The sequence below is a fragment of the Photobacterium atrarenae genome, from assembly GCF_024380015.1.
Lineage (GTDB): Bacteria > Pseudomonadota > Gammaproteobacteria > Enterobacterales > Vibrionaceae > Photobacterium > Photobacterium atrarenae.
Map to the genome: position 1 here is coordinate 741,157 of NZ_CP101509.1, position 13,937 is coordinate 755,093.

Annotated in this window: 14 protein-coding genes; 8 read left to right on the forward strand and 6 right to left on the reverse strand. The window is 52.8% G+C overall.

What is annotated here, in order from left to right; translation table 11 throughout:
- Positions 1-13: 13 nt before the first annotated feature.
- The 4 genes from NNL38_RS19385 to NNL38_RS19400 are packed head-to-tail and all read left to right on the forward strand — an operon-like array spanning position 14 to position 3,200.
- Positions 14-1,129, forward strand: coding sequence for an NAD(P)/FAD-dependent oxidoreductase (locus NNL38_RS19385; RefSeq protein ID WP_255392086.1), 1,116 nt, complete (start codon positions 14-16; stop codon positions 1,127-1,129).
- Positions 1,065-1,391, forward strand: coding sequence for a (2Fe-2S)-binding protein (locus tag NNL38_RS19390; protein WP_255392087.1), 327 nt, complete (start codon positions 1,065-1,067; stop codon positions 1,389-1,391). Before NNL38_RS19385 ends, NNL38_RS19390 begins: the two co-directional genes overlap by 65 nt.
- A 41-nt stretch (positions 1,392-1,432) precedes the next feature.
- Complete coding sequence (locus tag NNL38_RS19395; protein WP_255392088.1) at positions 1,433-2,893, forward strand: FAD/NAD(P)-dependent oxidoreductase; 1,461 nt, start codon at positions 1,433-1,435, stop codon at positions 2,891-2,893.
- Positions 2,850-3,200, forward strand: a complete 351-nt coding sequence (locus tag NNL38_RS19400; RefSeq protein ID WP_255392089.1) for a RidA family protein — start codon at positions 2,850-2,852, stop codon at positions 3,198-3,200. Before NNL38_RS19395 ends, NNL38_RS19400 begins: the two co-directional genes overlap by 44 nt.
- A gap of 235 nt (positions 3,201-3,435) precedes the next feature.
- Here NNL38_RS19400 and NNL38_RS19405 read toward each other — a convergent pair whose 3' ends face one another.
- On the reverse strand, positions 3,436-4,839 hold the full coding sequence (locus NNL38_RS19405) for an aminotransferase-like domain-containing protein (RefSeq protein ID WP_255392090.1): 1,404 nt from the start codon (positions 4,837-4,839) through the stop codon (positions 3,436-3,438).
- A gap of 162 nt (positions 4,840-5,001) precedes the next feature.
- Between NNL38_RS19405 and NNL38_RS19410 the strand changes: the two genes are divergently transcribed.
- From NNL38_RS19410 to NNL38_RS19420, 3 genes are read left to right on the forward strand one after another with little or no spacing between them, the layout of a single operon-like run.
- A complete protein-coding gene (locus NNL38_RS19410; protein WP_255392091.1) occupies positions 5,002-6,387 on the forward strand; it encodes a cytochrome ubiquinol oxidase subunit I in 1,386 nt (461 codons plus the stop codon).
- Positions 6,388-6,416: 29 nt separating this feature from the next.
- Complete coding sequence (gene cydB, locus NNL38_RS19415; protein ID WP_255392092.1) at positions 6,417-7,424, forward strand: cytochrome d ubiquinol oxidase subunit II; 1,008 nt, start codon at positions 6,417-6,419, stop codon at positions 7,422-7,424.
- Between the two features lie 58 nt (positions 7,425-7,482).
- On the forward strand, positions 7,483-7,635 hold the full coding sequence (locus NNL38_RS19420; RefSeq protein ID WP_439651417.1) for a DUF2474 domain-containing protein: 153 nt from the start codon (positions 7,483-7,485) through the stop codon (positions 7,633-7,635).
- Between the two features lie 121 nt (positions 7,636-7,756).
- On the opposite strand, the gene NNL38_RS19425 is transcribed toward NNL38_RS19420, so the two are convergent.
- From NNL38_RS19425 to NNL38_RS19440, 4 genes are all read right to left on the reverse strand, one after another.
- On the reverse strand, positions 7,757-8,113 hold the full coding sequence (locus tag NNL38_RS19425; RefSeq protein ID WP_255392093.1) for a RidA family protein: 357 nt from the start codon (positions 8,111-8,113) through the stop codon (positions 7,757-7,759).
- Positions 8,114-8,141: 28 nt separating this feature from the next.
- On the reverse strand, positions 8,142-9,005 hold the full coding sequence (locus NNL38_RS19430; RefSeq protein WP_255392094.1) for an EamA family transporter: 864 nt from the start codon (positions 9,003-9,005) through the stop codon (positions 8,142-8,144).
- On the reverse strand, positions 9,006-10,244 hold the full coding sequence (locus NNL38_RS19435; protein WP_255392095.1) for an NAD(P)/FAD-dependent oxidoreductase: 1,239 nt from the start codon (positions 10,242-10,244) through the stop codon (positions 9,006-9,008). It abuts the gene before it with no gap.
- Positions 10,245-10,414: 170 nt separating this feature from the next.
- Positions 10,415-11,824 (reverse strand): sodium:solute symporter family protein, encoded by a 1,410-nt coding sequence (locus tag NNL38_RS19440; RefSeq protein ID WP_255392096.1) that lies wholly within the window; start codon positions 11,822-11,824, stop codon positions 10,415-10,417.
- A 137-nt stretch (positions 11,825-11,961) separates the two neighbouring features.
- Between NNL38_RS19440 and NNL38_RS19445 the strand changes: the two genes are divergently transcribed.
- Entirely contained in the window at positions 11,962-12,876 is a 915-nt protein-coding gene (locus NNL38_RS19445; RefSeq protein ID WP_255392097.1) for a LysR family transcriptional regulator, read from the forward strand.
- A gap of 41 nt (positions 12,877-12,917) precedes the next feature.
- On the opposite strand, the gene NNL38_RS19450 is transcribed toward NNL38_RS19445, so the two are convergent.
- The gene (locus NNL38_RS19450) at positions 12,918-13,844 is read right to left on the reverse strand and encodes a LysR family transcriptional regulator (protein ID WP_255392098.1); all 927 of its coding nucleotides are present in this window, start codon (positions 13,842-13,844) and stop codon (positions 12,918-12,920) included.
- Positions 13,845-13,937: the final 93 nt, after the last annotated feature.

The following is a 13,937-nucleotide window of genomic DNA, read 5'->3' on the forward strand; positions in this document are numbered from 1 at the left end:
GAAGAGAAATGTCATGAAACCGGAATATACCATTATCGGCGGCGGTGTCGTGGGCTGCGCCGTGGCTTACGGCCTGCTCAAAGCCGGCCACCGGGTGACCATCCTGGATGGCGGCGACCGCGATCACCGCGCTTCCCGGGGCAACTTCGGCCTGGTCTGGCTCTCCTGTAAAGGACTGGACGCCCCGCACTATGCCGCCTGGACCCGCCGCTCCGTCGGGATGTGGCGTACCCTGGCCGACGAGCTGCTGGCGTCCACCGGCATTGATGTCAACCTGGTCCAAAACGGCGGCTACGATTTCCATTTCAGCGAATCGGAAATGATGGCCCGCGCTGCCCAGTACGACCACCTTCGTCAGGTGCTCAGCAGCGATCATCCGTATGAGATCTGGGATCGTGAACGCCTGCGCCAGGAAGAACCCACCATCGGACCGAATGTAGTCGGCGCCATTTACGGCGCTGAAGACGGCCACCTCAACCCGCTCAAACTGCTCAAAGCCTACACGCAAGCGATCACCGAACTGGGCGGCGAGCGGATCACCCGGGTTCAGGTCAAGCACATTGAACGCGATGCCCATGGCCGCTACCAGGCAACCACAACTGACGGCCGCCAGTTTCACAGCGACAAGCTGGTACTGTGCGCCGGGCTGGGCGCCGCACAGCTCGGCCCGCAAGTCGGATTAAAAGCGCCGGTGCAGCCCCAGAAAGGCCAGGTGCTGATCACCGAAAAAATGCCGCCGATGATGAAGCGCCCGTCCGGGATTATCCGCCAGGTCGATGAGGGCGGGATCCAGATCGGCGATTCCAAGGAAAACGCCGGATTTGATGATCAGGATACCCTGGCCGTCACCGCCGCGATTGCCGAGCGGGCAATTGCCGTCTATCCCTTCCTGGCCCACACCAAGCTGATCCGCAGCTGGGGGGCGCTGCGGGTGATTTCGCCGGACGGCCTGCCGATCTATCAGCAGTCCGACTCACATCCGGGCGCGTACATCATCAGCTGCCACAGCGGGATCACGCTGGCCGCCGTGCACAGCTATCTGCTGCCGTTGTGGCTCGAAAACGATGCCAACCAACCTGATTTGGAGCCATTCAGTGAAAAACGATTCGAAATTTCTGAGGCTCGATAACGCCTCACCTGCCCCAACGGTGGTGTTTCACTGGGAGGGCCAAGCCATGACCGCCCGCGAAGGCGACACCATCGCCGCCGCCCTGTTGGCGGCCGGGATCGACCATACCCGCGAAACGCCGACTTCCCAGTCTCCGCGTGCGCCGTTTTGCATGATGGGCAGCTGCTTTGAGTGCCGGGTCGAAGTTGATGGAGAGCCGAACGTACAGGGCTGCATGCGCCAGATTACGCCGGGCATGCAGGTCAAACGCCAGCGATACTGAGCCACCAGCGCCAGCGTTATTTAGCCAACTAAGGAAGAATTATGCGTACAGTCGATGTTTGTATTATCGGGGCCGGACCGGCAGGGATGGCGGCCGCGACGCAATGTGCCAACGCCGGGGCCAGCGTGGTGCTGCTTGATGAACAAGCCCGGGCCGGCGGGCAGATTTACCGCGCCATTACCGCTGATGGCCACCCGCTGAGCGAGGTGCTGGGACCGGATTACCTTCACGGGGCCAGCCTGGTGCAGGCGCTCGACGCCGCCCCCCTGGAGCACATCACCGAAGCCATGATTTGGCGGGTCGATACCGATCGGACCGTCTACTGGAGCCGCCACGGCAAGAGTGAACAGCTGCAGGCCAAACGGATCATCCTCGCCACCGGTGCGATTGAGCGCAGTTTCCCGTTTCCGGGCTGGACCCTGCCGGGGGTGATGACCGCCGGGGCCAGCCAGATCCTGCTCAAAACCGCCCAAGTCGCGCCCCACAACGCGGTGATGGTAGGCACCGGACCGCTGCTGTACTTACTGGCCGCCCAGTTGATCAGTGCCGGGGCACCGCCGGCGGCAATTGTCGATACCCAAATGCCGGGCAGCTACCTCAAAGCCAGCCGCCACTTGGCCGGCGCGCTGCAGGGCCATCAATATTTGGTCAAAGGGCTGAAGCTGCTGCGCCAGATCAAACAGGCTGGCGTCGCCCACTATACCCAGGCCAGTGACATTGAAGCCGTCGGCGAGCAGGCCGTCGAGCAACTGCGCTTTCGCAGCAAAGGCAAAGCAGTCAGCCTGGAAGCGACGACCGTGCTGAGCCACATCGGGGTGATCCCCAATGTCCAGCTTACCCGCGCCATGGGCCTCGACCATACATGGGATAGCGTGCAGCGTTGCTGGCGCCCGGTGCTGGATACCTTTCACAACACCTCGCTGGACGGCGTTGCCGTCGCCGGTGACGGCAGTGGGATCGGCGGGGCCAAAGTGGCCGAGTTGCAAGGCAGCCTGGTTGCTTGCGAAGCGCTCCGTTCCCTGGGCTATCTGAGCCAGGCGCAAAACCAGCAGCAGACTGAGCCGCTGCTTGCCCAAATAGGCAAGGAGCTGGCGATCCGGCCGTTTCTCGATACCTTGTATCCGCCGCCTCAACAAGCGTTGGCCCCGGCCGATCGCACCATTGTTTGCCGCTGCGAAGAAGTCACTGCCGGAGAGATCCGCCGCCTGGCGCGCAACCAGTGCAACGGGATCAACCAAATCAAGAGCCTGACCCGCTGCGGGATGGGACCGTGCCAGGGACGCTACTGCGGCCCGACCGTGGCAGAAATTATTGCCACCGAGACTGGCACTCAGCCCGCACACGTTGGATACTACCGCATTCGTCACCCGATCAAGCCGTTGAAACTAGGCGAACTCGTCAGTTTGACACCGATCGAGAACTCTTTTATTCAGCCTTATCAATCCAAGGAAAACACCCATGACTCAAATCATCAGAAAGCACACCAACCAACGCATGAGTAAAATCGTGATCCACAATGACACGGTTTATCTGTGTGGCCAGGTGGGTGTTGCCGGCACCAGTGTTGCCGAGCAAACCGCCGAAGCCCTGCGCCGGGTCGAAGCGCTACTGCTCGAAGCCGGCTCTGATAAAAACCATATCCTGCAAACCACGGTTTGGCTGGCCGACATGAAGGATTTTGCCGAAATGAACGCGGTGTGGGATGCGTGGTTTGAAGAAGGCTTCCAGCCGGCACGCGCTTGCGGCGAAGCTGCGCTGGCCCGCCCGGAGCTGAAAGTCGAGCTGCTGGTCACGGCTGCGGTTAAATAGTAAGTCCCCAACTCCAGCTGCTGCGTGGCGATATGCCTCCTAAATGGGTTCAACCCGCCACGCAGCGTTTCCATCAGCCAAACTAGATCGACCAGCCTAGATCATCCATACGCACTCGTCCAACCGAGAGCACCAACAATGGCTCAGCCGACTCACGCCACCCACCCCAGATCCAACCCAGGTCCAGCCCGGCTCTGATCCTGTCCCGCCAAACCCCGGGCCTTTGCACCGGAGTCTAGATCAACTGTTTGACCAGCTCACCCAACCGGGCAATTGCCTGTTGGTGGGCATCCGTGAGGGCAAAAGAGGCATTAAACCGGAAACAGTGGTTGAACTGATCACTGGTGGCAAACATTCGGCCGGGCGCAATGCTGATCGTCTCTGCCAACGCCAGATGATACAGCGCCGTGGTATCGACATGCCGCGGTAGTTCGACCCAGAGGAAATAGCCGCCTTCGGCATTATAAATCCGCACGCAATCCGGTAAATGTGCTTTCAGGCAGGCTTCGTTCGCCGCTTTGCGCTGATCCAGCGTACGGCGCAGCAGGCGCAAATGACTGCCGTAATTACGGGTGGTCAGATAATGGACCAGCGCCAGCTGGATCGGCACGCTGGTTGTCAGGGTACTCATCAGCTGAAGTTTCTGGATCTTAAGCGCCTGCTTCCCGGCGGCCACCCAACCGATGCGAAACCCTTCTACCAGGGTTTTGGAAAACGACGAGCAGTGCGTGAAGCGGCCCTGTGCGTCAAAGGCTTTGGCCGGTAGCGGCTTGCTGTCACCGACATACAGCTCACTGTAGACATCATCTTCTATCAGATGGACCTGATACTTGTTCAGCAGCGCGGCCAGTTGCTGTTTTTTCTCCACCGACAGGGAATAACCGAGCGGGTTCTGAAGGTTGGTCATCAGCCAGCAGGCCCGCACCGGATGGGTTTGCAGCGCCCGCTCCAGCGACCCCAGATCGATCCCCTCGCCGGGATGGGTACGCACCGCAATCGCCTTCAGTCCCAGATTCTCCAGCGACTGCAACGCGCCGTAGAACGTCGGCGACTCGACCACCACCCAGTCGCCCGGCCGGGTGACCGCCCGCAAGCTCAGGTTCAGCGCTTCCAGGCCCCCGGCGGTGATCACAATCTCATCCGGGGAAATATTCATCCCCTGCGCCGCGTAGCGTTTGGCGATCAGGTGGCGCAGCTCATCGTTACCCGGCGGCAGATTATCCACCACGCTGGAAAGCGGCATGGTGCGCACCGCCGCGGTCAGTGACTTGTTGACCTGATGACGCGGTGCGAGCGCCGGATCAAGATACGCGTGGCCGAAGCTGGCCATACGCGGGTTACGGCTGGCCTGAAGCACATCAAAAATAAAATCGTTCACATCAACCGATTCGGTCGGCTGCACCGCCATGGTGTCCTGAACCTGTTGCGCCATTTTCGGCGCCACCCGATAACCGGAGCGGGGATAAGACACCACCCAGCCCTGGCTTTCCAGCACCTGATAAGCCTGCAAGACAGTCATCAGGCTCATCCCGGCATGTTCGGCCTGTTTGCGCAGCGACGGCAGCTTATCCCCCGCCAGCCAGACGCCGGTATGGATTTGCTGCTGGATCTGGCTGACCAGTTGTTCATATTTCGCCATGACAGGATTTCCTCGCACAGTGGGCTACAGGGGCAGGCAACAAAAATATAACAAACCATAACACAGATCTGTTATAGATAAAGCGTCCCATTCTGTATCTATGCCAAACATGTGCTACAGCCTAATATCCCGGCATCATCAATCACAATCGCAGGTCGTCTTATGTTCGATGTTGATGCGTTTATGCTGGCCCGTGTCCAGTTTGCTTTCACGGTATCATTCCACATTATTTTCCCCGCCATCACCATAGGCCTCGCCAGCTACCTGGCGGTACTGGAAGGACTCTGGCTCAAAACCCGCAATCCCGATTACAAAGCCCTCTATCAATTCTGGTCGAAAATCTTCGCCGTCAACTTCGGAATGGGCGTCGTTTCCGGCCTGGTCATGGCTTATCAGTTCGGCACCAACTGGAGCGGTTTCTCGGAATTTGCCGGGAGCATTACCGGGCCGCTGCTGACCTATGAGGTGCTGACCGCCTTCTTCCTCGAAGCCGGGTTCCTCGGCGTGATGTTATTCGGCTGGCACCGGGTCGGCGATCGACTTCACTTTTTTGCCACCTGTATGGTCGCGCTCGGCACTCTGATTTCCACCTTCTGGATCCTGGCCTCGAACAGCTGGATGCACACCCCGCAGGGCCACGAGATCATCAACGGCCAGGTGGTGCCGGTGGACTGGCTGGCGGTGATTTTCAACCCGTCCTTCCCGTACCGCTTGTTCCACATGGTCGTCGCGGCATTCCTGAGCAGCGCGCTGTTTGTCGGCGCCTCCGCAGCCTGGCATTTGCTCAAGGGCAACCGGAGTTCTGCCATCAAGCGGATGTTTTCCATGTCGCTGTGGATGCTGGCCATCACCGCACCAATCCAGGCGGTGATCGGCGATCTGCACGGGCTCAATACCCTGGTTTACCAGCCTGCCAAAATCGCAGCGATTGAGGGGCACTGGGACAACAGCGACGGCGAGCCGACACCGTTGATCCTGTTCGGGATGCCGAACATGGACACCGAGCAGACCGACTACAAAATCGAAATCCCCTATCTGGCCAGCCTGATCCTGACCCACAGCTGGGACCAGCAGATCCCGGCCCTGAGAGACTTTGCCCCCGAAGATCGGCCGAACGCCCCGGTGGTGTTCTGGTCATTCCGCATCATGGTCGCGCTGGGGCTGCTGATGATCCTGCAGGGCCTGATCGGCCTCTGGCTGCGCCGCAAAGGGACGCTTTATCACAATCAGACCTTCCTCAAATTTGTCCTGCTGATGGGCCCCTCCGGCCTCATCGCCATCCTGGCCGGGTGGGTGACCACCGAAGTCGGCCGCCAGCCCTGGGTGGTCCACGGGTTGCAACGCACCAAGGATGCGGTATCGGCCCACAGCGAGCTGCACATGAGCATCAGCCTGCTGACTTTCTTCGTGGTCTATTCCCTGGTGTTCGGGATCGGGTATGTCTATCTCATTCACCAAATCAAACAAGGCCCGGATCACAACGGTGACGCCGAACCCGGTGATGCCCTCCCTGACCACGAACCGCTGTCGATTTCCGGCCGCGTGTAACACCCGGCTTATTTGAGAAGGAGAACCCCATGGGTATTGAACTTGCCGTGATCTGGTTCGGCATTATTATTTTCGCCACCCTGATGTATATCACCATGGACGGCTTTGATTTGGGCATCGGGATCCTGATGCCGCTGGTCCGCGACAAAGACGATCGGGACTTGATGGTCAACACCGTCGCCCCGGTCTGGGACGGCAATGAGACCTGGCTGGTGCTCGGCGGCGCCGGGCTGTTCGGTGCATTCCCGCTGGCTTACGCGGTGATCGTCGACGCCCTGACCATCCCGCTTTCCATCATGCTGATTGCCCTGATCTTCCGAGGTGTGGCCTTTGAGTTTCGTTTCAAGGCGCTGCCAAACCACCGCGCCTTCTGGGACAAAGCGTTTATCATCGGCTCGATCGTCGCCACCTTCTGCCAGGGCGTGACCGTCGGCGCGGTAATCCAGGGCTTCCCGGTCGTCGGACGCAGTTTTGCCGGCGGCGCGTTTGACTGGCTGACACCGTTCACGCTCTTTTGCGGCCTGGGGCTCGTGGTGACTTACGCCCTGCTGGGCGCCACCTGGCTGATCAAAAAAACTGAAGGCGACCTCCAGCGCCGGATGTATCAGGCCACCACGCCGCTGCTGGCCGCCTTTGCGATTGCCATAGTTGTCGTCAGCCTGTGGACGCCGCTGGCCTATCCGCAGATTGCCGAGCGGTGGTTCAGCCTGCCGAACCTGTACTTCCTGGCACCGGTACCGCTGCTTTCCCTGTTCTGCCTGTGGCGGATCACCACGGCGGTGAAACGCGGCGGACAAACCAGCCCATTCGTGATGGCGCTGCTGCTGACATTCCTCGGGTTCAGCGGCTTAGGGATCAGCCTGTGGCCGAATATCATTCCGCCGGAAATCAGCATCTGGGAAGCTGCCGCACCACCACAAAGCCTGGGATTCATGCTAGTCGGGGCCCTGTTCATCATCCCGTTTATTCTGGTGTACACCTACTGGAGCTACTCCGTATTCAGCGGCAAGGTGAAAGCCGGGGAAGCCTATCACTGATGCGCTTCGTCCACAGCACCGCCTGATATGACAATGTAATTGCAGAAAAGGAGGAATTATGGAGAAAGTGACCACCCCAAAACCGGGCATGAAGCAACCGTTGAAGCAGTGGTCCTGGCTGATCTTGATTTGGGTGGGGAGTGTCGCCTCACTGGCGCTGGTATCCTTCGGATTCCGCGCCCTGATGCAAGCCGCCGGATTTAAGTCCTGAGGGATCCGCAGGAGTGACGACGCCAGTAGGTTGGTCTGCTTGGGTCGTCACTCACCGCTGGAGAATTCTCATTTTCAGAGCATTAAATCACGACAAGTGCTTATGAGTGTCTACTGGGGCGCTATTCGCTTTTCAGTGCGGCTGTCACAATGACCTCAAACTTGAGTTCTGGACTGGCAAGCTTTGCTTCACCACAGGCTCTAGCGGGAGCTGATCCGGGTTCAAACCAGTTGTCCCAAACATCATTCATGGCAGAAAAGTCATCCATATCTGAGAGCCAGACAATGGCTTGAAGGATGTGCTTTCTATCACTGCCAGCTTCTTCAAGAAGTCTATCAACTCGTGTCAGCGCTTCACGAGTTTGCGCTTCGATAGTGTCACCACGATTGCCAACCTGGCCACACAAATAAACGGTGTTGTTGTGAGTGACAATTTTGCTCATGCGGTCATTGATATGCTTGCGGATAATATGAGTCATAATCAGTTTCCTTTTGATGTTCAATTTATTAATTGGCCAAAAATTGTTTTCTTGCTCGACGGATGAAGGGCAGTAGCCAAATTAGAATAGCGAGCCATATACCAATCATTGAGATCAACATGTCAGAGTTTAAGTGTTCCTTAAACACAAGATAACCAATCGCAAAATGCAAGGTCGGCTCGATATATTGAATGATACCAATTTGCTGAAGAGGGACACGATTGACCGCCAAAGTAAGCAGCAACACTGGCACCACTTGAATACCCGTGACAATAACCGCCGTTGATTGCAGATCTAAAAGTGACTCGACTGTCCAATCTGGGTAAAAAACCAAAATACACGGAACCAAGATTAGCTGTGCCAAATGCTCAACAGCGATTGATCGGCTACCATGTAATTCAGATTTTTTCCGTAGTACGTAATAAGATGCAAAAGCGACAGCAATCATCATCGGTAACCACAAGTTTGAAGCGTTATTGATCACCAACCACAGCAACGCCAGTAACATGACACTGATTGCCAACTTTTGTGTTCGTGACAGAGGTTCAGAAAAAAACAACGCAGATACGGCAATCACCAATAACGGGCAGATGAAGTACGCCAGACTTGAACTGAGTACTAAGTTATTTGTTAGCGCATAGATAAATCCATACCACGAAATGTTGAGCACCAACCCAGCCAGAGCGGTATACCCCAGAGAAGGTAATGAAATCCGATTTAATTGACCAAAATTAAAGCCACTTAGCTTTAATGCCCCTAAAACAAAACCACATTGCCACAGGATACGTAGGGCCATCATGTGCATGATGCTGTCTATTTCGACATAGTGAAAATAGAGTGGAGCGATCCCCCACAATATAAATGCACCGATAACGAGAAACTGCCCAAGCATTTAAAACCTCTCTAGTGAATACGCTTTGCCCAGATCTTTATCTGCATTGCCTCGAATCATCTCTTTTATAAACTGACCGGAAAATGCGGCCATTGTGAGCCCGAGATGCCCATGACCGAAACATACACTCACGCGCTGCATACTCGGGAGGCGACTAATGACAGGGATACCATCCGGTGACGAGTGACGAACCCCCATCCACTTTGAACGTGTCTTCGCATCTTGAGTAAACAATGCTTTGCTCCACACCTCTAACAATTGATGGTGTTGGTGCCTTGTCTTTCGAGCACGGTCGGCAAACTCTGTGGTTCCCGCCAGGCGAATCGCATCAGACATTGGGGTTGCAAAGAAATACTTGCCCTGCCATCCAATGGGGCGATTAATTTGGAGCTCAGTAGCATCCAATTCAATGTGGTAGCCACGCTCACTCACAACCGGAATTTGGACTCCATAAGTGTCCAATAATTGATTTGTCCCGATTCCGGCACAGAGCACCAGCTCGTCGCCTTTGATTTGCTGGCTGTTTGTTTTCACCCAGACAGATTGACCGTCTTGCTCAAACGCCAATACGGCTTCGTCAATATACTTAAAACCAGAGTGTAAATTTAATCTTCTAAATAGCGCTTCAGCGTGTTTTTCTGGGCTCAACAGGCTGCGAGTCTTAGGGTAAAAAATGCCGCCGGTTACACCATCCAGGTTAACGTTTGGCTCTAATGAGTGAACCGTCTCTTTAGAGACGAATTCACAGTCGATATCAAACTTTTTCTTTTGTGCCACTATTTCTGTAAGGTCGGCTTCGGTTTCAGGACTGTTTTTGTAAAGATGAAGGCACCCGTTTTCAAGCACCAAATCCTTTAAATGAAGGCGATCTATCTGGTCAATATGAGCTTGCAACGACAAAGATAGCGTTTTTGAAAGCGTCTCTTGATTGCGCGCGAAGTTGTCACTTAATGCCGCTTGGACAAACTTCATTCCATAATGCATTAACTTGTGGGTGTCTCTGATATCGAGGCTAACACCACTGTGTTTATTCGATAGAAGAGAAGGAAGTTTACGCAGTGTATCCATGTTCGCCAGGGGTGAGTTCGCATAATCAGCGATTAACCCAGCGTTGCCAAATGAGGTTTGGCTGCCTGGGACATTTTCATCAATTAATATAATGCCGTGTCCATCTTGAATTAACGCTTCACACACCGACAACCCAATAACACCTGAACCAACAACAATAACGGTACTCATGTGAACGTCCTATATCTGAAAGGGAAGGCGCGCAACCGGTACGTTGCGCGCAAGAGATTAGTTTTCTTTGTAAAACTTGATGGCTTTCACTGCGATATAGAACACGGTTACCATAGAGATGACCACTGAACCATAAACAGCTAAGTTAAATAACATCATGACGTTTCTCCTTACTTAACGTTGCTCGCCATTAGGGTCGGTTTCTGACTGAATAGTTTTCGTGATGTAATGAAGACCGAAATGTTAGCAACGACACCTGCAATAAGCGCTGACAGTCCGGTGATACCTTGAAGATCCCAAGGACCCCACTTCCAGCATGACGTCACGACAGCGCCGGCTAGAATGGCCAGGATGGCGGAACGGTTGCACTTAATGTCCAACAGCACACCGGCCATAAAAGGAATCAAGATGGTTGGCGCCCAAAGTGCGTAACTCATGAGTAGCGCATCAATGATATCGGTCGCCATCAGCGCAAATGCGATAGCACCAAGACCAATGACAAGGTTTACCCCACGCTCTAGTTTCAGTTTTTTCTCTTCAGGGCAGTTTGGTTCATAAAAGCGGGTGTAGATGTCTTTTACAAAAACGACCGATGCTGAGTTGAGGTAAGAGTCGGCAGTCGACATCACAACAGCCAGTAAGGAAGCCAGTACTAAACCAGTAAGACCTACAGGCAGCGCATTACGAATCAGTGTCGGAAGTGCTTGGTCTGGTGAGGTATCTGGATACAAGACAAAAGATATGATGCCGATCGTTGAACTGACAAAACAAAACAGAACACCAAATGCGCCAGCAACGGTATAGCCAATCTTAGCATTGCGTGAGTCTGGCGCCGCTAATGCGCGCTGAGTATACGGTGGAACCAAAGTCTCGCCGAGAAGGAAAGCAATAAAGATAGAAAGAAAAACGCCCCAGCTGTATTCCCCCATCACAGAAAAGTGCAGTTCAGGAATACTTGCGACTAAGTTACCTGGTCCTCCGACCAACTCTATGCCAATGTACATCGTTAGTGGTAAGAAAAAGCCAAGCATCACGAATTGGATAACATCCGTTTGTATAACCGCCCACATTCCCCCCATGGTGGAGTACACAAGCACCACAACCATCCCAATGACAATACCTGTCACGACGTCGACACCCAGTAAAATGTTAAATACCGTGCCAATGGCAAGGGCTTGAGCACCTAAAATACCGACACAGAATAAAAGTGAGAAAACACCGGTAAAGATTCGTGCAGGCACGCCGTAGTGATACTCCATAATGTCACCGACGGTATGAGCATCTTTATATTTCTTCAATTTGGGCGCAATGAAAACGCCAACAATCATGGTAGCGATTGGGAAAGCCATCGCGGCAAACATGAATGCATAGCCATGATCAAATGTTTGACCTGCACGGCCCATCGATGCCCCTCCGCCAAGAAATGATGCGGCAAGCGTCGCGAATAGTATTGGCCAAGTGATTTTGTTTCCAGCGACAGCAAAGTCGTTGCTGCTTTGTACTTTTTTAGAGCTGCGGTAGCCGATATATAACATCGCAATGAAGTATATGGCGATACCTGCCAAATCGAGGATATGCACACTGATCTCCTTTCTGTGTCGTATTGAGTGAACGCATGTTTATGCTGGAGAGCAGTATTGATTATTTAACATGTAACAACAATGGTGTAACATTTATATCTACATAAATACATCTTATACCCTACTTTGGTACTACAATGAGAAGTCAGACAAAGAATTTAAGAAAGTATGAGATATTCAAAGAAGTACTCAATGCCGGAAGTTTGTCGCTAGCAGCCTTGCGATTACAACTGACCCAGCCAGCAGTGACGTCTGCGATCACAAAACTTGAAGAAGAGCTCGGTTTCTCACTGTTCAAACGCTCTCATACAGGAATCTCTCTGACTGCTGAAGCGGAATTTATGTTACCCGCTGTTGAGCGCCTACTTGCATCGGCAAACCATCTTGAAGATGTTGCCGCTGAGTTGAAATGCGGTAGAGCGGGAAAAATTCATATCGCATGTATGCCAGGGTTTCCCTCTTCAGTCGCCCCCAAAGTGATCGCGCGCGTATTGAAAGACAACCCAATGCTCAACGTTGCATTTAAAGTTGCCCCCTCAATTCAAGTACAAGATGGTGTCAGAACAGGGTTATACGATTTAGGCATCGCGGAGTCCCCTTCAAACACAAATGAATTGGTTGCAGACCGCTTAGATTTTGAGTTAGTGGGAATTTATCCTAAGGGCCACAAGTTTGAAAATATCGATATCCTTAGTTTGCAGGACTTTCATGATGAGCCGTTTATTACACTCGACCAACATCACCACATAACGCACACTTTGGAATCTCTGTGCGCACAGCAGTCGGTAAGCCTTAATGCCGTAGCTGAGGCACACTTGTTCCCGTCGATCGCAGCGATGGTCAGTGAAGGCTTAGGTGTCTCTTTAGTCGATGTGGTTACTGCACGAAAGTTTGTCACAGACACATCCGGACAAATCGGATTTGCTCCCATCGACTTCAGTATTCCCTTGTCGATATCGTTATTAACGGCAAAATCCAAACATGTTTCGCGCAGTATTCACTTGCTGAAAGGGCCACTTTGGGACGAGCTCACTCGATTACAACAAGAGTAGAGAGAAGGAGGAGTAAACTCATTCGATGTCTGCCTTCTCTCTTAACTCAAAAGACAGGGCTGTTCTTGTTCAATTATAGAATTGAAGCAGTCCAGCCATATTTTAATCAACAATTCGTTGGTTCTAGATGGTTTTACGGCAACGCAGTAGTCTATGCTGTTATTTAGCTCTTGAGGCTTCAATGCTTTCATTCGGCCTGCATCAACCCATTGCTTCGCATAAAAACTAGGAAGAAAACCAGTGAACTCGTCAGTGAGAATCAAAAATGCTGTTGCTTCTTTATCATCAGTGGTTGCTTTTGTATTGTATTTATCCCAATTGACGCAATATGAATATGAGGACTGAACAGTCGGCAGTTGCATGATCTCAGCTGTACTTAGATCAATGTGACTTCGCCTGAAGATGTGGTGGTGACTTGAGGCGTATAGATATTCTTTTTCTTTGTATAACTCAGTATAAATTAAACCTGTATCCATCGACGTTTTTTGCATGACGGTGATGTCGACTTCATCATTAACAAGTTTCTCTTTTGCCTTGGTGCTGCACCCCATAGCGAGGTAAATATTAATATTTGGAAACTTCTGACTAAGCTTTTTTAGAGTGTCGGTAATGCGCATCTTTTGATGGTTAATAAAGTTATCATCTATATAGATACTTAGCGATCCATGCGTCGATTCATCTATCGAATTAACGGCGTTAGTGAAGTTAATAATACTGTCATGTAGAGAAAGATAAGAGCGAAATACAACCTCCCCTTCCGGCGTTAGTTTAAACCCAGCTCGCCCTCGTTGACAAAGTGAAAAACCAAGCCTTGTTTCAAGATCAGATAAGGCAATACTGATGGTAGCCTTGTTCTTGCTGAGTATCTCTTGAGCGGAAGTTATTCCGTTGTTCTCCGCGACGACTTTGAAGATGTTTAACAGCCGTAATTCGGAGTGAGACAAGTGATTAATCGTCTTCTTAGCCATTGCTACCTCTGATTTGTTTGAAATATACAAACTAATGTTTCGATAAACGCAATTTAAGCTTATGAATTCTGATTGTAAAGTAAATGTTACTGT